The sequence below is a fragment of the Dehalococcoides mccartyi CG5 genome (assembly GCF_000830885.1).
GTDB lineage: Bacteria > Chloroflexota > Dehalococcoidia > Dehalococcoidales > Dehalococcoidaceae > Dehalococcoides > Dehalococcoides mccartyi_B.
Window position 1 is genome coordinate 162,492 of record NZ_CP006951.1, and the last position, 19,206, is coordinate 181,697.

General features: G+C 48.4%; 17 protein-coding genes. 11 read left to right on the top strand and 6 right to left on the bottom strand.

Annotation, left to right across the window (positions count from 1 at the left end):
* On the bottom strand, window positions 1–2,442 hold the full coding sequence (gene leuS / locus X794_RS00800) for a leucine--tRNA ligase (RefSeq protein ID WP_011928671.1): 2,442 nt from the start codon (window positions 2,440–2,442) through the stop codon (window positions 1–3).
* 174 nt (window positions 2,443–2,616) lie between these two features.
* Here leuS and X794_RS00805 point away from each other — a divergent pair, with 174 nt between their 5' ends.
* From X794_RS00805 to X794_RS00830, 6 genes are all read left to right on the top strand, one after another.
* A complete protein-coding gene (locus tag X794_RS00805; protein ID WP_011308808.1) occupies window positions 2,617–3,924 on the top strand; it encodes an NAD(P)/FAD-dependent oxidoreductase in 1,308 nt (435 codons plus the stop codon).
* 3 nt (window positions 3,925–3,927) lie between these two features.
* The gene (locus X794_RS00810; RefSeq protein WP_011308809.1) at window positions 3,928–4,458 is read left to right on the top strand and encodes a GrpB family protein; all 531 of its coding nucleotides are present in this window, start codon (window positions 3,928–3,930) and stop codon (window positions 4,456–4,458) included.
* A gap of 157 nt (window positions 4,459–4,615) precedes the next feature.
* Entirely contained in the window at window positions 4,616–5,002 is a 387-nt protein-coding gene (locus tag X794_RS00815; protein WP_011308810.1) for a DUF2769 domain-containing protein, read from the top strand.
* A gap of 190 nt (window positions 5,003–5,192) precedes the next feature.
* Entirely contained in the window at window positions 5,193–5,468 is a 276-nt protein-coding gene (locus X794_RS00820; RefSeq protein ID WP_011308811.1) for a glutaredoxin family protein, read from the top strand.
* Window positions 5,465–5,968, top strand: coding sequence for a ferredoxin-thioredoxin reductase catalytic domain-containing protein (locus X794_RS00825; protein WP_011308812.1), 504 nt, complete (start codon window positions 5,465–5,467; stop codon window positions 5,966–5,968). Before X794_RS00820 ends, X794_RS00825 begins: the two co-directional genes overlap by 4 nt.
* 91 nt (window positions 5,969–6,059) lie before the next feature.
* Window positions 6,060–6,971 carry a DUF1616 domain-containing protein gene (locus X794_RS00830; protein ID WP_011308813.1) on the top strand — a complete coding sequence of 304 codons (912 nt, stop codon included), beginning with the start codon at window positions 6,060–6,062 and terminating at the stop codon, window positions 6,969–6,971.
* 12 nt (window positions 6,972–6,983) lie between these two features.
* Here the strand turns inward: X794_RS00830 and X794_RS00835 are convergent, their stop codons facing one another.
* Complete coding sequence (locus X794_RS00835; RefSeq protein WP_011308814.1) at window positions 6,984–7,991, bottom strand: glycosyltransferase family 4 protein; 1,008 nt, start codon at window positions 7,989–7,991, stop codon at window positions 6,984–6,986.
* Window positions 7,992–8,281: 290 nt separating this feature from the next.
* On the opposite strand from X794_RS00835, the gene X794_RS00840 reads away from it, so the two are divergent.
* Together X794_RS00840 and X794_RS00845 are read left to right on the top strand one after the other, a co-directional pair.
* Window positions 8,282–9,115, top strand: coding sequence for a PIG-L deacetylase family protein (locus tag X794_RS00840; protein WP_011308815.1), 834 nt, complete (start codon window positions 8,282–8,284; stop codon window positions 9,113–9,115).
* Between the two features lie 272 nt (window positions 9,116–9,387).
* On the top strand, window positions 9,388–10,362 hold the full coding sequence (locus X794_RS00845) for an aldo/keto reductase (protein WP_011308817.1): 975 nt from the start codon (window positions 9,388–9,390) through the stop codon (window positions 10,360–10,362).
* On the opposite strand, the gene X794_RS00850 is transcribed toward X794_RS00845, so the two are convergent.
* The gene (locus X794_RS00850) at window positions 10,359–10,712 is read right to left on the bottom strand and encodes a DUF134 domain-containing protein (protein WP_011308818.1); all 354 of its coding nucleotides are present in this window, start codon (window positions 10,710–10,712) and stop codon (window positions 10,359–10,361) included. The two genes, X794_RS00845 and X794_RS00850, sit on opposite strands and share 4 nt — an antisense overlap.
* A gap of 151 nt (window positions 10,713–10,863) precedes the next feature.
* On the opposite strand from X794_RS00850, the gene X794_RS00855 reads away from it, so the two are divergent.
* Both X794_RS00855 and ablA read left to right on the top strand, forming a co-directional pair.
* Window positions 10,864–11,358 (top strand): HEAT repeat domain-containing protein, encoded by a 495-nt coding sequence (locus X794_RS00855; protein ID WP_034376806.1) that lies wholly within the window; start codon window positions 10,864–10,866, stop codon window positions 11,356–11,358.
* Between the two features lie 453 nt (window positions 11,359–11,811).
* Window positions 11,812–14,004: a lysine 2,3-aminomutase gene (gene ablA / locus X794_RS00860; RefSeq protein WP_034376805.1), complete on the top strand. Its 2,193-nt coding sequence runs from the start codon at window positions 11,812–11,814 to the stop codon at window positions 14,002–14,004.
* 81 nt (window positions 14,005–14,085) lie between these two features.
* Here ablA and X794_RS00865 read toward each other — a convergent pair whose 3' ends face one another.
* A complete protein-coding gene (locus X794_RS00865) occupies window positions 14,086–15,366 on the bottom strand; it encodes a serpin family protein (RefSeq protein WP_034376804.1) in 1,281 nt (426 codons plus the stop codon).
* Between the two features lie 137 nt (window positions 15,367–15,503).
* On the opposite strand from X794_RS00865, the gene trhA reads away from it, so the two are divergent.
* Complete coding sequence (gene trhA, locus X794_RS00870) at window positions 15,504–16,139, top strand: PAQR family membrane homeostasis protein TrhA (protein ID WP_078986762.1); 636 nt, start codon at window positions 15,504–15,506, stop codon at window positions 16,137–16,139.
* Here the strand turns inward: trhA and X794_RS00875 are convergent.
* Both X794_RS00875 and X794_RS00880 read right to left on the bottom strand, forming a co-directional pair.
* Entirely contained in the window at window positions 16,136–18,127 is a 1,992-nt protein-coding gene (locus X794_RS00875; RefSeq protein WP_011308823.1) for an ABC-F family ATP-binding cassette domain-containing protein, read from the bottom strand. The two genes, trhA and X794_RS00875, sit on opposite strands and share 4 nt — an antisense overlap.
* 133 nt (window positions 18,128–18,260) lie before the next feature.
* Window positions 18,261–19,118 carry a DUF6612 family protein gene (locus X794_RS00880; RefSeq protein WP_011308824.1) on the bottom strand — a complete coding sequence of 286 codons (858 nt, stop codon included), beginning with the start codon at window positions 19,116–19,118 and terminating at the stop codon, window positions 18,261–18,263.
* Window positions 19,119–19,206 lie beyond the last annotated feature (88 nt).

Below are 19,206 nucleotides of genomic sequence, written 5' to 3' on the forward strand. Positions count from 1 at the left end.
TTATTTCACCACAATATTTACTAATTTGCCGGGTACGTATATAACAGTTACGGGGGTTTTGCCCAGCAGGTGGGGTTTGACCCTTTCGCTGTTTAAAGCCGTTTCCTTGGCTTCGGCCTCTGAAATTCCGGCCGGCATTTCCAGCCTTTCGCGGAGCTTGCCATTTACCTGAATAATCAGAGTTATAACTTCGTCCTTGGCCAGTTCTTCGTCCCACGTCGGCCAGTTCTGGTTGTGGATTGAATACTTCATGCCCAGATTAGCCCAGAGTTCCTCGGCAATATGGGGGGCAACCGGAGCAAGCATAAGTGCAAAAGTTTGAAGTGTGTTTTGCCAGTTTTCTGCCGAAATAGCCGCCGTTTCCTTTAGCTTTGCCAGACTGTTTGAAAGCTCCATAAGGGCGGCTACCACGGTATTGAAACGCAGCCGTTCAATATCCATGGTTATCTTCTTGATAGTCTGGTGCAGGGTGCGCTTAAGTTCGCGTTCCGCTTCAGCCGAGGCGGTTTGGGGAGTATATTCCTCGGTAAACAAATTCCAGACCCGGTTCAGCCAGCGGCTCATGCCCGAAAGGCCGGAATCATTCCATTCGCCGCCCTGATCCCACGGACCCACAAACATCAGGTAAGCCCTGACGGCGTCTGTGCCTACTTCCGCCACCAGATTATCCGGGGTAACCACGTTGCCCTTGGATTTGCTCATTTTCTGGTGGTTGCTGACAATAATGCCTTGGTTAAAGAGCTTTTTAAAGGGTTCGCCAAAGTCTATTATGCCCATATCCCGCAGGGCTTTGGTGAAGAAACGGGAATAGAAAAGGTGCATAACCGCATGTTCGGCACCGCCGGTATAAAGGTCTACCGGCATCCAGTATTTGAGTTTTACCGGGTCAAACGGTCCTTTGTCATAACCGGGGCTGGTGTAACGCAGGAAATACCACGAAGAACACATGAAAGTATCCATGGTATCTGTTTCGCGTTTGGCTTTTCCTCCGCAGACCGGGCAGATGGTATTTACAAAGCCTTCGTTGTATTTTAAGGGGGATTCCCCTCCGCTGCGGAATCCAACATCTTCTGGCAGGAGTACCGGCAGGTCTTTTTCAGGTACGGGCACAATGCCGCATTTTTCGCAGTAGACCATGGGTATGGGGGCGCCCCAGTAACGCTGGCGGGAAATAAGCCAGTCACGCAGTTTGTAGTTTACGGTTTTCTTGCCCCAGCCGTGTTCGGCCAGATAGTCACATACCTTTTCCTTGCCTTCGGTATTCGGTGTACCGTTAAAAGGGCCGGAGTTTAACATAACTCCTTCGTTTATATAGGCCGCCTCAAGGGGTTTGCCGTCATATGCGGATGGGGCGATGACTGTTATAACCGGCAAATGGTATTTTTGGGCAAAAACGAAATCCCGTTCGTCATGGGCGGGTACGCCCATAACCGCCCCGGTACCGTAGCTCTGGAGTACGTAATCACCTATCCAGACGGGTACTTTCTGCCCGTTGACCCGGTTGGTTACATATGTACCGGTAAATACCCCGTCTTTTTCCCTTTCGGTGGAAAGGCGTTCAATCTCGGTGCAGGTACGGGACTTCTTTATATAGGCATCCACCGCCGCTTTGTTTTCGGGGGTGGTTATCTTTTCAACCAGCGGGTGTTCGGGTGCCAGCACCATAAAGGTAACCCCGTAGATAGTGTCCGGGCGGGTGGTAAAGACTTTTATCTCTTTTTCAAAAGCAGTTGGACAGTCAAGGGCGAATGACACTTCCGCTCCGTAGCTTTTGCCTACCCAGTTTCTCTGCATGGCGGTTATTTTTTCCGGCCAGTCCAACCCTTCGTGGTCTTTGAGTTCGTCTGCATAGTTGGTGATGCGGAAAAACCACTGCTCAAGGTCGCGCCGGGTGGTGGGGGTTTCGCACCTCCAGCAAGTGCCGTCTACCACCTGTTCGTTGGCCAATACCGCCTGGCAACTGGGACACCAGTTTACCGGGGCTTTGGCACGGTAGGCCAATCCGGCTTCATACAGCTTTAAAAAGAACCATTGTGTCCACTTGTAATATTCGGGCAGGCAGGTTATAACCTCCCTGTCCCAGTCAAACATAGCACCTATTGTCTTCAGCTGGCGGCGCATGTTTTCTACGTTATTCAGGGTCCAGATACGGGGGTGGATATTGTGCTTGATAGCGGCATTTTCAGCCGGCAGGCCGAAAGAGTCAAAACCCACCGGGCGCATTACATTAAAGCCTCTCAGGCGTTTGTATCTGGCAAAACAGTCCGCCGGAACTTCGGCATACCAGTGGCCTATGTGGAGATTGCCCGAGGTATAAGGGAACATGGTAAGGGAGTACCATTTGGGTTTGGGGCTGTCTTCACTGGCGTGGTAAAGGCGGTCTGCCGCCCATTTATCCTGCCATTTTTTTTCTGTTTCCTGCGGATTATATTTTTCGGCCATTTCTGTTTTCCTATCTGAAATATCAGATTATATTACCCCGTACTGCCTGTGCTTTCAAGTTAAGGCGGCTTTTTAGGGCTATTTCTATATTGGACGGGAATTGGGTAAAATGAGAAGGCTTAAAAATGTATTATATATAATAGAAAGGCTGGCCGAAAAGGGCCGGTGGTTTTAATGACAGTTAAAGAGATTGTGGTAATAGGTGCGGGGGCGGGCGGGCTTATGGCGGCAGGCCGGGCGGCGGAATGCGGCGGCAAAGTAATTCTGCTGGAAAAATCCGAACAGCCGGGCAAGAAAATGCTTATTTCCGGGCAGGGTAGATGTAATATTTCAAACAGCCGGGATATGGCCGAGTTTATAACCGCTTTCGGCCCTAACGGGCGGTTTTTATACAGTGCTTTCAGCCGTTTTTTCAGGCAGGAACTGGTGGAGTTGCTTGCCCGCTACGGGGTGGAAACCAAGACCGAACGGGGCGGCAGGCTTTTTCCTGATTCGGACAAGGCCGGAGATGTGGTGGGGGCACTGATGAAATATGCCTCAGCCGCTACCCTGATAGCTGGTCAAAAGGTTAGCCAGATACTGGTGAATGACGGGCAAGTTGTGGGGGTCAAAACCGAAAAGGAGACCTTCAGGGCGGATGCGGCTGTGATTGCCACCGGCGGGGCATCTTACCCCGGTACCGGCTCTTCGGGGGACGGCTTTCGCATGGCAGAAGCACTGGGGCATACCATTGTAAAACTCCGTCCGGCTTTAGTGCCTCTGGTAGTAAAGGAAATAGCCCTTGTTCAGAGTATGCAGGGAGTAGCCCTGAAAAATATTCGCCTGACTTCCTACCGCTGTGAAGCGGATAAAATACCTCTTGATTTGATTTTGCAGGACTGGGGGCGGGGCATTACGGGAAAGAAACCGCCTAAAGCGGTTATTGAAAGCCGCATGGGCGAACTGATGATTACTCATTTCGGTCTGGGCGGGCCTTTGACTATGCTGATGGGGCTTCCGGTTGCCGAGGCATTGGAACAAGGGGCGGTGAGTGTGGCTATAGACCTGAAACCGGCGCTATCTTTGGATAAGCTGCGTCTGCGTCTCCAGCGGGATTTTGATACCTTCGGCAAACGCAGTTTTCAAAACCTGCTCTCAGAACTTTTGCCCCAGAAAATGATAAGGCCGTTTGTAGACCTGACAGGCATAGACCCCTTCAAGTGCGGCGGGCAGATAACGGCGTCTGAGCGTGAAGTTATTTTGGCTAACCTTAAGTGCCTGCGGTTTAATATTACTTCCACTCTCCCCCTGACCTCGGCGGTGGTAACTGCCGGCGGGGTAAATCTAAAGGAGATAGACCCCCGGACTATGGAATCCAAACTAATAAAGGGGCTGTATTTCTGCGGCGAGGTTATGGATATAGATGCGGATACCGGCGGCTACAACCTTCAGGCGGCTTTTTCCAGCGGCTATCTGGCCGGCGAATCGGCGGCAGGGGCATAAAAATTGGTCAGGCGGGTAACGGTAGAGGAGTATAATCTCTGTTGGGCAGAGCAGTATGATGCCGAGGCGGTAAAGCTTCGGGCTTTACTGGCAGATAATCTGCTTGAGATACACCACATAGGCTCAACCGCTGTGCCGGGGCTTAGTGCCAAACCTATAATAGATATTATGCCGGTGGTCAAAGATATATCTGCTATAGACAGGCTTCAGAAAACCTTTGAGCGGGCAGGTTACCTGTATTTGGGCGAATATGGCATTCCGGGCAGGCGTTTTTTGGTGCGGGGGACTGATAAAATACGGTTTGCCCATGTGCATATCTTCGGGGTATCTTCCTCAGATATAGAAAGACACCTTGCCTTTCGTGATTATCTGCGTTGCCATGAGGCAGAGGCAGCGGAATATTCCTGTATCAAAAAGGCGCTGGCACTCAAATTCCCCGAGGACATAGAGGCCTATATAAACGGCAAGTCCGGTTTTGTCAGGGACTTAGAGACCAAAGCCCTGAAGTGGTTCAGGGCAAACCTCCAGACCTGAACCTATTATTCTTTACCCGCCGGAGTCCTCTTGTCTGAAAAGTATAGACATACTTACATAAGTCCGCTATTGACTTTTTCAAGTGGCAAAATTCGGAAATCATCCTGTAATAAATACGTACACTTACTAATACCGCCGGAAGCGGATAAAAAGCATAATGAACATCCGAGTGATTGTTATCGGCTTTCAGAGCCGGTTTTTTGGTGTATGTGACGCAGCCAGCGTTACCGAGAGGAATGTAGTGAGTATGCAAATGCTTTTAAATCAGGATATTATAAATAAGTGTGTATGCCACAAATGTCCTGTACAAAATCAGAGTGAATGCGTTCATACCCAGATGGCTGAGCTGAAAAACAGCCTCAAGGAAACTCCTTTGGATCCGCATAAAATCCCCAAGGCATATTGTGTTAACGGAAAGTCTCTCTGCAAGGGGATTGACCACAGCAAACCCTGCATCTGCGGCAGCTGTGATGTTTATGCCAAATATCACCTGTCCGAAGGTGAACCGGGCGGGTTTTATTGTTTTGAAGGCAAATCTGTTTAGACTGTGCCCCCCAAGGGTTCTTTTTCTGGTTTTCCATCGGTTTATTATTCTTTTTTACCGAATTTAGTTAAGGGGTGATATTTCCTGAATACCGGCGTATGCTTAAAGCTAGGGAATATTTACCGTAAACTTTAAAAGGGATTTTCGCTATAAGTGTCGTATCAGTTTGGGAAGGAGTGATTTTTAACCTATGGAAAAGATTATAGGCAGGAATGCAGGTAAGATTAAACTATATGCCCTAAGTACCTGCGGCTGGTGCCGTTTGACCCGCCAGCTTCTGGCTGAACTGGGAGTAGCCTACGAATTTGAATATGTTGATTTGCTTACCGGAGCGGAACGGGAAAAAGCCGTAAAAGAACTGACGGCTCTTAACCCGTCCAGCTCTTTTCCTACGATGGTTATCGGGGAAAACAGAGTGATAATAGGTTATAAAAAAGCTGAAATACGGGAGGCGCTGAAAGCATGAGTTCAAAACTTCCTGAACCGTCAGAAGGCCCTGTACTTTTTCAGGCACGCCTCAAAAATGAGGCTGAGGCTTCTGGTTATCACCTTAACCCGGATGGGTCTTTTGTAAAGATGCTGGCTGAGGGTTTACTGGCTAACCGCCAGCGGTATGGTTACCCATCCTGTCCCTGCCGTCTGGCAAAAGGTGATAAAAAGGCTGACTTGGATATTATTTGCCCGTGTGATTACCGTGATGCAGACCTGAGTGAATTTGGCAGCTGCTACTGTGCGCTGTATGTAAATAGCCATATTGCAAAGGGTGAAAAAAAGGCTCAGGCAGTGCCTGAACGCCGCCATTTGCCCGAAACCCGTCCGGAAACAAAGCCTGCCGAAGCTCCTTCCGGGCTGGCTTATCCTGTTTGGCGTTGCCGGGCCTGCGGATACCTGTGCGGGCGTGACGAAGCGCCGGATGAGTGTCCCATTTGCAAGGCAGACAAAGAACGGTTTGAGCGGTTCATGTAGTAAAACCCAAAAGTCCAAAAAGGCTTGCCTGAGAGTGCCATTTGGGTTATCATAGTGTCAGGTATTGTGGTTACAGGGCTGGTCTTTTGGGATGAATTTTTTACGCCGTTATGATCTGTATCTAGTTTTATTGTTCATAGTTTTGGCAGTACTGGCAGCCGAAGGCGGCTGGGTGCTGCCTTTGCGGTTGTTATTCGGCGTGCCGCTAGTTCTGATAGTGCCGGGTTATGCCCTGATGTCTGTCTTGTACCCGTCAAGGCTTAGTCTTAGCCGCTCCGGGCGGTTTATGATGGGTTTGGGGCTTAGTCTGTCAGTATCCATATTGGCCGGGCTGGCGCTTAACTATACAGTCGGGCTGGAGCAGGCGAGTGTTCTGTATGCTCTTAGCGGTTTCAGCCTTGTTTTTTGCCTTATAGCCATTGGCCGGAGGCAGCATCTGCCGCCCAATGAGAAACCCGGTCTGATACTAACCCCGCCTGATACCAAAAGGCATTTGCCTCCAAACACCTCCCAGATATTTCTGAATGTGATTCTCTCGGTTTGCCTGCTGGGGGTGGGGGGAGTTGCCGCAAAACAGCTGCTACAGGTTTATTCCCCGTCTGAATTCACCCGGTTTTATCTGCTGGGGCTGAATGATACTGCCGAAAACTTTCCCAGTCTGTTTATTTTAAATGGTGAACAGGTGGCGGGGGTTAAATATGGCAACCAGCCTGCGGTAGTGGCTGTTTCTGCCCGACTTAAACTGGTAATATCCAATAGTGGCCAGTCCGAAATGGTTTATCAGGTAGAGGCTTTACTTAACGGCCAGAACTACCGCTTTTCCCTTAAAGAAGGCGGGGAATTTGATGGTCTGGTAAAAGTACCGGTGGATACCATTAAGTCACTTGAGCTTTATTTTGCCCCGTTTGAGGCTGGAGATAACCAAGTGCTGGAAATCTGGCTTTATGCCGGTGAAACCGCAGTGTTTACTAAGCCGCTCAAAATTGTCTTCAGCACAGTTTGAAGCGGTCTTTTCTCAGGCTAACAGCTTGGTGTATAGCTCTTTGAGGCTGGTTATTATGAGAGGCCAAGCGCAGGTGGCTACTTTGTGGCGGGTATTGGCCGGCGGATTTTGAGTATAGGCCTGAAAGGCTTTTAAAAATTCAAAATCATCATGGGCGTAGTATAAGCCCTCTCCGGCTGGAAATACTTCCGGCAGAGCCCCGAACGGGGTAGTTATAACCGGCAGATTGGCAGACATGGCCTCCAGTACCGAAAGAGGCATTTCGCTGGAAAAAATCTGGTGGTTGGCATCCTCTTCCAGCAGCATGGGGTATACATAAGCGTCTGCCAGAGCATATAAATCTGCAATATTGGGGCGGAAACTGGTCAATATCATACAACCGCTTTTCCTCAGATTTTCCAGCAGTGTACGGTTAAAGATACCCGGATTTGAGACCGCCATGATTACCTGGGTATCCGGGTTTTGCATTCGTCGGAGCAGGTCCACACCTCGTCCTGCCCGTATTGGTCCCACGTGGAGAAGCAGGAGTTTGTTGTGCGGCAGGCAATACCGGCGGCGAAGTTCGGCTTTGATTTCGGGTGAGACTGGCTGAAAGGTAGCCATATCCACTCCGTTCGGCAAAATGACAGTCTCTATTCCGGCCTCCCTGAAAAAGGAGGCACTTTTTTGGGACAAACAGATTGCCATGTCCGGTTTTATATAAGGAAGCATATTCCGGACGGTACGGGTATTGACTGGCTGTTGAGCCGAAATCACCGTTTTGGCTCGCGGGGCAGACAGTTTGGCCATCTTCAGGCGGAAAAGTTCAGCGGCATCCGGTTTGCCCAGCAGGTGGATTATATCCGGCTGGAAACGGCGGATACGGTTTAAGCTTCGGGGGCGGGTGAAGTGTTCTCTGGGGCAGAGCAGGAGAAGTATGTCCTTTTCTTTTGAAAGAAAATCAGCCAGCTGGGCCGCCATCTTATAGATACTGCGGTCAGGGCAAACCTTGAAATCACCTATCAGGCAGATTTTTATCATATACGCTCAGGAATATCTGAAGTCTAGTGTAAGCCACTTTTCGCTGTTCGTCAAAGCATTTTACACTAAAGCTAGTGCCAAGGGTCATAACAGCCTAATACGCCAAATGACCATGACAGTGCGTAATAAATAGGCACAAACTATTGACAAATGACATATAGCAGGCTTATTATAGTGACAATAAGCGAAAAAACAGGATGCAAATGGAGCAAAAGGCTATATAGTATTTGTAACAAAGGTTTGATATAGGGACTTAAGGTTGGGATATTTAGGGGGGCATATCCTGCCACTTGTACTTGGCGGCCATATTTTCTAAACTGATACAGATGAAACTTATGAAAAAGAATAGGGCAAGACTATTTCTTAGCCTGACGGTTATCTGTCTGGCGGGTGTATCCTTTTTTCTCTGGGCTATGCCGGCAGTACTGGGCCAGCAGTATATCAAACAGCTTGATTACTTGCCGTCACCCCAACCGGGGGAGAGGATACTTATATTTTCACCCCACCCCGATGATGAAACTATTGCACTTGGTGGCTACATTGACAGTGCCTGTCAGGCCGGAGCGGAGGTAGAGATTGTACTGGTTACGGACGGCAGCAAATTTACCAACAAAGAAATCCGTTACCAAGAGTTTGAAAGTGCCTGCCGCTTGCTGGGGGTGGCAGCAGACCATCTGGTGTTTTTGGATTTTAAAGACGGCAGTCTTCGGTCAGTGCCTGTTACCCTGTTGATAGATTGCTTCGGTGCTTTGATAAATAGCTTCATGCCGGATATTGTGTTTTACCCCCACCCCCAAGATGCTCACGATGACCATGCGGCTGTAAGCAGGGCAGTCAGGCAGTGTTTAAAAGTTACCCCCGGTATCCGGGGTTATGAATATCTGGTGCATTATCGGATATTCTTCCCTCAACCGCGGGTTTTTAACCAAAACTTGTATCTGTTGCCGCCGCTTACGCTGGTAAATGAAGACCACAACTGGCTTAAGTTTGACCTCTCTGAAGAGCAGCTGGAACGAAAATTGGCAGCCCTGAGTGCCTATGCGAGCCAGCTGAAAAATCCATTTCTGAAGCCCCTTATGCAGAGTTTTATCCGCCAGAATGAGCTGGTTTGTCTGCCGAACTGATTCAATCAGGGTTTGGGGGATTTCGGCTGGCAGTATCCCCTTAAGATTTCAAAACAGTAAATAGTCAGGCTGAGTTATGCTCTTTGTTCCCCTTCTGGCTGGCCAGATTGCCAGAGCAAGGCCTGAAATGCGGGGCGTGCTGGTTTCCCCCCCTTAAACAACCTTACCTTGGCGTGCCAGGCTTTGTGGGGCTTGCCTTTAACAATTCTGACCGCTAACATTTATATGTAATATTTTCGGGATATAAATAATAATTGGGAGTAACCGGATATATGAATAATATAATAGATAAAAAATGGGCTTACCGTGAGCTCGGCAAAACGGGCATAGGGCTTAGCCCCATCGGCTTGGGCGGCTGGCAGTTTTCCCGCGGTAAGGGGGCGGCTATTGGGGTATGGGGCATGCTGAACCAGACCAAAGTAAACGAGATTGTGCTTAATTCGTTGGGGGGTGGGATAAACTGGTTTGATACAGCCGAAGCCTATGGCATGGGGCAGAGTGAAGAGGCTTTAGCCGAAGCCCTGAAACAGGCGGGTATCCAGCCCGGAGAGTGCTTTATAGCTACCAAATGGCAGCCTACTTTGCGATTTGCATCTTCTATTAAAACCCTTCTGCCCATGCGCGAGGGTTTTCTAAACCCTTATAAAGTGGATTTGTATCAGGTTCATTTTCCGGGCCTTTTTGCCTCTATTGATGCCCAGATGGATAACATGGCTGCCTTGTATAAAGAAGGGCGGATACGGGCCATAGGCGTCAGCAACTTTAATGCCTCCCAGATGCGCATTGCCCAGAAGCGTTTAAATGAACATGGTTTGTCACTAGCATCAAATCAAGTCAGGTACAATCTGCTGGACAGGCAGATTGAGACTAACGGGGTGTTTGAAACTGCCCGTGAGTTGGGTATAAGCCTGCTAGCTTATTCTCCGTTGGGTATGGGTATCCTTTCAGGTAAATACCAGCGTAACCCGGAGTATCTGCAGCAGGTGCCGTTTATCCGCCGTAAATCTATCCGCCGGGCGCTGGAAAAGAGTATGCCTATTATCGCCAAGCTTTCAGAAATAGCCGGCAGATACAGTGCAGATATAGCTCAGGTAGCTCTGGCGTGGGTAATTTACGGGCAGGGAGATACTGTTTTTGCCATAGCCGGCGCCAGTACTCCGGTGCAGGCACGGGAAAACCTGAAGGCTCTGGATATAAAGCTGACTACAGCCGAAATAGCTGAATTAAATAAGGTGTCCCGGTTTTAGGTCTGCTCCGGCGGGTCTGGCTGGCAAGGGGGCGTTTGCCTCTGGCAGCAGGGGCGGGCATCTATCTCAAAAACCCCTCCCTCTATCCGCAGTGCCTTGCCATTTAGCAGGGCGTCTGCCACTTTGTATCTGGCGGAATAAAGCATCCGCTGAAAAGTGGGGCGGGAGATATTCATCTGCAGGGCGGCTTGGGCTTGCTCCAGCCCCAGCAGGTCTTTTAAACGCAGTGCTTCAGCTTCCTCAGTAGACAGCTGGTTTTCCTCAAGCATACTCAGAGGTATGCCGGCAGGTTTGTAATAAGCTACTTTGGGTATCTCACTTATGCGGCGGCATTTGTACGGTCGGGGCATGGTGCTTACCTTTCAGTTTCTTTCACGCTTGGCTTCAGAATAGCCTCTACTTTTATTTGTGTCAATATTTATTCTGCAGGTGTTATTACGTATCATTACTAATAGACCATGTGCCTGTTTTGGATTAAGCTCAGAAGAGGAGGGCAAAGCGATGGCAGATACCGAGTTTATTACGCAGCAGATACAACTTTTAAAAGACCCGGATGGTCTGAAACGCCAGTTTGCCCGGCTGGCGCTTGAAGATTTGGGTAAATCAAGCGTGCCGTATCTGGTTGCCAAGCTGGATGAGTATCAGGGTGATGCCCTGTGGGAAAGTGTAAAAGCCCTAAGCCGCATTGGGGATGCCTCTTCCGCCGGGGCTTTGGTCAAACTTCTCTCCCATGAGGTATCCGATATACGCTGGCTGGCCTCTTTGGGTCTGATAAAAATAGGCAAAGAAGGGGTGAAGCCGCTGCTGCGTGCCCTTAGTTTATCAGATGCCCGTTCACCTCTCCTCAGAGAGGAAGCTCACCATGTGCTTACCGGGCTGAGAGACAAGCAGCTTAAAAACAGTTTGTCAGGGGTTATAAAGGCTTTGGAAAGCAATTCCCCCCGGTCTGATGCTCCGGTAGCCGCCGAGGAAGCGCTTGTAAAGCTTAAATTTTAAAATAAAACCTGATTATTATCTATACATGGATAAATACAGGCAAATAAAATGATTTACAGTTAACTACAGAAAAATAAGGTTATAAAATAATCTGTATTTATTTAAAAGGTCTTAATATCTCGCTATTATACCTCTGTAGCTTGACTGTAGGGATATAATAGCGGTAAAATAAAGTAAATATGAAGCACATGAGGAGGTATTTATCTCTCCAAAGTGAAAAAGTTTATTTGAATATAGTTTGTTGTAGCCCGTTTTAACGGGTTTTGCCCCGGCCCTTTCCGCTGTATTTAGTTTTCAGGTTTTTCTCCAGCCACTGGTTTTTATATTATCCCGGGTACTTGTCAGTCTTTACGCAGTTCCAAATTTTCTGTCCGAGACTTTCATTTGTCTAGCCGTGTTTTCTTAATTCAGCTTTCGGGTTGGGGTTATTCCCTGCACAAAGGAAGGATTAACATGGTTTTAGCCGATACAAAATCCGAAATGCCTCAATACCCCCAGACGGAGCAAGACCACCAGGTGATGGCTCACAAGATAAGCTCTGACTACCATGAGGACGAATGGAATAACTGGAAATGGCATATTTCCCATACTATTAGGGACTTGACCACAGTTGAAAAACTGCTGGGTGTAAAATTTTCAGCTGAAAAACGCCGTAGTCTGGAAGATACTATCCTCAAGTTTCCCATGAGCATTACACCTTATTATTTTTCCCTTATTGACCGCAAAAATTTCGAAAATGATCCTGTTTTTATCCAGTCTGTACCCAGTGCCGCTGAACTTAATTTCAGTTGCTACGATAAAGAAGACCCTCTGGCCGAAGACGTGGATAGCCCCGCTCCCGGCATTACCCACCGCTACCCGGACAGGGTGCTGTTTCATGTCTCAAACCGTTGTGCCATGTACTGCCGGCACTGTACCCGCAAACGCAAGGTGGGGGATATTGATAAAAACCTTTCACGTGATGAGCTGAAAAAGGGATTGGAGTACATAAAAAACACCCCCCGGGTGCGGGATGTTTTACTGTCCGGGGGTGACCCTCTGCTCCTTCCTGATAGCATACTTGAATGGCTACTTTCAGAACTGAAAGCGATACCTCATGTTCAGGTAATAAGGATTGGTACACGGGTACCGGTAGTATTGCCCCAGCGGATTACTCCCCATCTGGTAAAAATTATCCGGAAGTATCACCCCGTCTGGATAAATACTCATTTCAATCACCCCCGTGAGATAACCTCCACCTCCAGCCGGGCGCTTGGCATGCTGGCAGATGCCGGTATACCCTTAGGTAACCAGACAGTTTTGCTGGCCAAGGTAAATGACTGTCCGCGGGTTATGAAAGCCCTGGTACATAAACTGGTGGAAAACAGAGTCAGACCGTATTACCTCTACCAGTGTGACCCGGCACAGGGCCTTTCCCATTTCCGCACTTCCATAGGCAAGGGTATAGAGATTATCGAAAATCTTATCGGGCATACCAGCGGATTTGCCGTACCCACATATGTTATAGATGCGCCGAATGGCGGCGGCAAGATACCTATTATGCCGAATTACCTCATATCCCAGTCTTCCAGCAAGGTTATTCTGCGTAATTACGAAGGGATTATCACGGCCTATTACCAGCCGGAAGATTACCACCCGCCCAAGTGCGGGCAGGATTGTTCGGCCTGTAATCTGGATTTGGACTTGAATGGTGCGGCAGAGGGGGCGCTGGTAGGGATTGCCCGTTTGCTGTCTAACTATGAAGATACCGATTATTTAGTTCCCACTGAATGTGACCGAATGGATCGCCGCAAGAGCGGCTATGACCAGATAACTACTATGGGGACTTCCCTCATCCAGCACGGCAAAAACAGTGACCGTATCTACCTGATGAGATTGGCCGCCGAAGAGGCCGCCACTCTGATAACTGGGATGCAGACACTGGCAACCGAAAACGGCTACACCAAGCTGTTTGCCAAGGTGCCTGATGATATAAAGCCCCTGTTTGAAGCAGATGGTTTTGAAACCGAGGCGGTTATTCCCTGTTTTTACGGCGGGAGCAAAGCCGGTTACTTCATGGGAAAGTTTATAGATAAAGACCGTAAAATAGAAGAAAATGGCGAATTGCTGGAAGATGTGCTGAAGGTGGCCCATTCCAAAGCTGGTAAAGTGCCGGCGGTCAAATTGCCTAACGGGTATACCCTTCGCAAATGCACCGCTGAAGATACGTCAGCTATGGCCGAGGTTTTTTCCACTGTTTTTGCATCATATCCGTTTCCCATTTTTGAACCGGACTATATCAGCCGCACCATGGCTGAAAGCATAACTTATTATGGTATCTGGCATGGTGACAGATTGGCGGCGTTATCTTCAGCCGAACAGTATCCGCTGGAAGGGCACGTGGAATTGACAGATTTTGCTACCTTGCCCGCATACCGACGCCGCAAGCTGGCGGGTATTTTACTGCGTACTATGGAAGATGAAATGAAGCAAAAAGGCTTTGGAGTTAGCTATACGTCTGCAGTGGCGGAGTCTTATGGTATGAATATCAGCTTTGCCCGCCAGGGATATAAATTTGCCGGGAGGCTGAAAAACAATACCCAAATAAACGGCAGTATAAAAAGCATGAATGTTTGGTACAAGTGCCTGAAGAAAAAGACCAAATAGGCCAAGTTGCTTTCAGTATCATATAGCAGAGCGGACACCTTTTTGGGGTGTCCGCTTTTGTTTGACAGATTGCAGGTTATTTTAGGCGCCAGGGTTCAGTACCCGTCCGGTAAAGAGAGTAGTGCCGGTAGCCATATCTACTATGCAGAATATAAAAGCCCGGTCAATGCTCAGGGTGACAGGTTCAGCAGGGGCGGAAGTCAGGTTCATAGTTACGGCTGTTGCCGCTGCCGCTTCAGTGCCGGCTTCACTTACAGATATAAATGACTTATGAAATACGTCACCTATCATCAGGTTATAGCCGCCGTCCATTTTTGAGAAATCCGCTTGGCCGCTAAAAGCAGTGGGCATACCCAAGGCAGACAGGGCATCTTTGAGGGCAAACTCTGACTCAAAGCTGAATTTGGGCAGGGATAAATTTATCTGGTTATACTTGATGGAAGCGAGTATCCCGGTCAGCATTTGCCCGGAAAGAGCATCTTCCACCTGTCCAAACTTGCCTTCATCCGGCAGGATAATCACCATGGAGAGACTGTTTCCGGCGTAAGCAAGTTCTACCGCCTGAAAATCATCTCCGTTGTAATAGCCGTGGCCTTCGCTCTGGTGCATCATCTGCACGCTTACGCTAGAGCCGTTTTGCAGGTAGAAAAGGCCGTTCTGAGTGTCTTCTTCTTCAAACGGAGCTGCCCAGGCGGCATTAAAGTAAATGGCATTGGTCAGCACCAGACGGGTGGTTGAGTCTATTCCATCAGAGGGGATAAGGTCTTTGATTTTATCTTTGGTTGCCTCGGATACCCAGTCATTTATCACCCTGCGGGCATCTTCAGAGCTGGCGGCAAAGTCCAGTACCCGCAGTCCTGCACCGTAGTTCTGGGCAAGCGTATCCAGAAAATCTGACAGGAAGGTGTAATTTTTCTGCCCCCAGATGGCATTTACCAGTTTCAGCTCAAAAGTGCCGGCATCGGCCTCCTCTGCCTGTGATTCTCTTTTATTCAATTCCTGATCTATAAAGTTAAAAAAGGCATGCAGGTTTGCATCCGGCAGCAGGTAGTTAAGGGTATTTTGCATCTCGGTTTTGGTGGTGGTATCTGCTCCGGCGTATGTCATGGCCAGAGCAATGGAGATGCTGAAAGGGGAGTAAAAGAAATTGCCTTCCTCTGTACCTTTCAGAAAGTGATACAGCTTGAAGGCAAAATCATTGTTGGCTTCTGCTTGAATATTTGCGTCTTGCTGGCTGATATTCGGGTTTGCAATCCGGTCTTTGTCAGATTTCAGTTCCTCAGCCGAAACTCCGCCCGAACAGGCGGTAAGGGTAAATAAACTGGCTACTGCCAGCAGTGAAAATACATGTTTGATTTTCATATTTTATCTCCTTGGGTTGTCTGCAAATATTAAAACGCCGGGGGTCTGAAAAGGATAGTATAGGGTAATAATGCCCGTAGACCATTTGAAATTAAAGGTTTATAATTGTAATTTCTTTCAGGAGGACGAACATAAATATACGCAAAGCGGAGCGCTTTTCATCATTTTCACATCTGGCAGGGGCGGTGGGGGGTGTGCTGGCACTGATAGTGCTGGTTATCCTCAGCTGGGGGAACTGGGATATTATGGCGGTCTCGGTGATTTATGCCCTGGCCGTTATCAGTTTGTTTTCCTTCAGTACCATTTACCATGCCTTGAAAAAAAAGGAAAATGAAATAAATGTCTGGCGCAAGCTTGACCATATAGCTATATTTATAATGATAGCCGGTACGTATACCCCTATGGCTTATATCTATCTGGACGGCGGCTGGCGGCTTGGTATGCTTATTGCCACCTGGGTTTTTGTGCTGGCAGGGGTTTTCCAGAAGATATTTTTCCTGAATGCACCCCGCTGGCTTTCACCGGTAACTTATCTGGGTATGGGCTGGATGGCGGTTGTCCCGTTAAGAGAGTTCTGGCTGAATATGCCGAGTCTGGTGTTCTGGTTGATTGCGGCCGGAGGACTGGCATACAGTATCGGGGCGGTTATTTACGGGCTGAAAAAACCTAATCCTGTGCCGGGTGCTTTCGGCTTCCACGAGATATTCCATACCCTTATATTGCTGGGCTGGGCGTTTCATCTGGCGGCGGTTATACTGGCTATTTTAGGTTAGTTATCCAGCTCTTTTAGGGTATCTTCCATTTTCTGCTTAAGTGTGTCATTCTGCTGGCAAAGTTTCAGCCATTTTTCACCCAGAATTATCAGCCGTTCTTTGCAGGTTTTATATTCCAAAGAGGCATCGGCCACTTTTTGGCCGCTTCGGTATAAATCGGGGTCGGCAAGCAGGGTTTCCAGTTCCTGTTTGCTTTTTTCCAGCCCGGTTATTTCTTCCTCTGTATCAGAGATTTCCTGTTTTAAAGCCCCTGTTTCTTTATAATGCTGGTTTCTAATCTGACCTTCCAGAGTTTTACGCTGTTTCTGGGAGAGTGAGGCTGAAACGGGAGCGGGGCGGGGGGAACTGACCGCAGTCCTGTTCTTTAGTATTTCATCTTCAAAGGGGTTGGCGGCGGCAAATTCCAGATAGGCATCATAATCGCCTTCAAAAATTCTGATTTTACCGTTTCGTACTTCAATAATCTTGGTGGCCACTTCGCGGATAAGGGTGCGGTCATGAGTGATGAAACAAAGAGTGCCTTTGTAAGCCTGAAGGGCATCAGCCAGTATTTCACGGGCAGGTATATCCAGATGGTTGGTAGGCTCGTCCATGAGTACCAGATTGGCTGGTTTGAGTAGCATTTTGGCGATGGCCAAACGGGTTTTTTCACCTCCCGACAGTACCGATATTCTCTTTTTTACATCATCTCCGCTGAATAGAAATGCCCCCAGCATGCCCCGCAGCTGTTGTTCAGGGGCATCAGGCAGTATTGTTTCCAGTTCCTGAATAAGGTTATTGGACGGGCAGAGTGACTCTACATAATACTGAGCGAAATAGGCGGTATTTACGTTTACACCCAGATTACGGTAACCCGAATCAAAGGGCATAACCCCGGCCAGTATCTTCAGGAGGGTGGTTTTGCCGGCACCGTTCGGACCTACCAGTGCAACTTTATCTCCGCGGTTGAGTACCAGTTCCAGCCCCTGGTAGATAACCATATCGCCGTAAGACTTGGTAAGGTTTCTTAGTTTTATAACATCATGCCCGCTGCGTTCCGGTTCAGGGAAGTTGAAGTGCATTTTCTTGGTCTGGCGGGGGATAACTATGGCAGACAGTTTATCCAGCTTTTTTATCCGGCTTTGCACCTGGCTGGCTTTAGTGGCTTTGTAACGGAAACGTTCTATAAACTTGGTTTCTTTGTCTATAAGCTCCTGCTGGCGGCGGGATTGGCTTTCAAGCTGGGTTAGGCGGAGTTCGCGCTCACGCAGGTAGCTGTCATAATTGCCTGTATAGAGACGGGCTTTTTGTTCCTCCAGTGACAGTATTTTGGTTGCGATGGAGTTCAAAAATGCCCGGTCATGGCTGGTAAAAAGCACCGAACCACTGTACTGCTTCAAGTAGCTTTCAAACCAGCGGGTGGATTCCAGGTCAAGGTGGTTGGTAGGTTCGTCCAGTATAAGTATATCCGGGCTGAGGAAAAGGAGTTTTGCCAGTTCAGCCCGCATCAGCCAGCCGCCGGAAAATTCATGCAGGGGGCGGTCAAAATCGGCGGGTTTGAAACCCAGTCCTGCCAGTATCAGTTTAGCTTCCTGTTCGGCGTTATAGCCGCCCAGAGCTTCAAAAGAGTGCTGAAGTTCACCCAGTTCGTTCATCAGGCGGTTGCTTTCAGAGCCGTCTTTTTCTTCTGCCAGTTCTCCCTGCAGCAGGGAAATCTTGTGCGAAAGGGAACGGAGGCGGTCTGAGGCGCTGGAAACAGCTTTAAGCAGGGGTTGTTTGGAACTGGGTTTGATATCCTGCTCCAGATAACCTACCGTAGTGCCGCGGCGGAGGATGATTTTACCTTCATCAGGTTCCAGCCTGCCGGCAATCATTTCAAAAAGGGTAGTTTTACCGCTGCCGTTCGGGCCAAGTAAAGCCAGGCGGTCTCTTGCGCCTATATTCAGGTTTACGCCGGTATAAAGGCTGCGCACCCCGAAGGATTTGGAAAGATTTTGGATATTTAACATATTAGTTTTTGTATAGTAGCCATTATACAGTAAGAAACCCCCGCCGCCAAAGGAGGTATAACTCAATATAAAAAGGGGGAGGCTTGAAATCGCCTCCCCCGTCAGGGTTTCTTTCCGGAAGGTGTTAGAAAACCTAGCCTACCTGAATGGCATTAACCGCTTCAGGGGGCAGAGTGATAGATACCGGCTGGTTAATATTGGTTATAGTTGTAGACATAACCATAGATAAAGTTTGCGCCTCTATGAGCATATCCATGGACATATTCATTTTTATTACATAAGACGTATCTTTGGCCACCCAAGCAGTCAGTTTTATATTTTTCAGGCTGTCAGCAGGGTTGGTTATAGCTGAAGGGTCTTCGATAGCTTGCTGTTCGTTCAGGTATTTTATCAGTTCTGTCAGGTCAGGGGTGATGGTAACTTTCCAGCAGCTTGTTCCGTTTATCGTTTCAGACCCGTCTACGGTAATGCTGGATTTGGAAAACAGGTAGTTATTCTGCTGGGATTGGGAGTTCCAAGTCTGGGTTTGCATCTGGGTATCCATCAGCATTTTGTACCAAGTGTTAAGCTGCATGCCGGTGTTCTGGTCGGTGCTGGTAATCCTGAAATACTGGAAACTGTCAATCAGGTAGGTTTCCATTTCCATGGTGCTCGCCAAATCTCCGGTCATGAGGATACTGCTTGTTAAGTACGCTTTCTTGCTGCTAAGGTCCTCTTTGCCGTTTGCAGTCATAACCGTTTTGATACTCATACCGGAAACTTGCATAGTCATGTCAATAACACTGGTCGTATCAAAGCTGGTTATATTGGGAGAGGCGGCCAGTATGGAAGCAATCAGCTGTGAGCCGGTAGGGGTAGTGTCCGATACGGGAAGATTATTGGTGTCTGGTGAATCATTGTTCGCTGTGCCGCTTGAACAGCTGCTGCCCAAAGCCAGTGAGAGTAGCATGAGCAGGCTGATTAAGGGAGCTATAACTTTAAAGGATTTCATCTGTTGCTACCTTTCCTGTTTACTATTACAGTAAACTATTTAGACTATACAGGACACTATGATAAATATAGTCAAGCAAGAAGTCAAT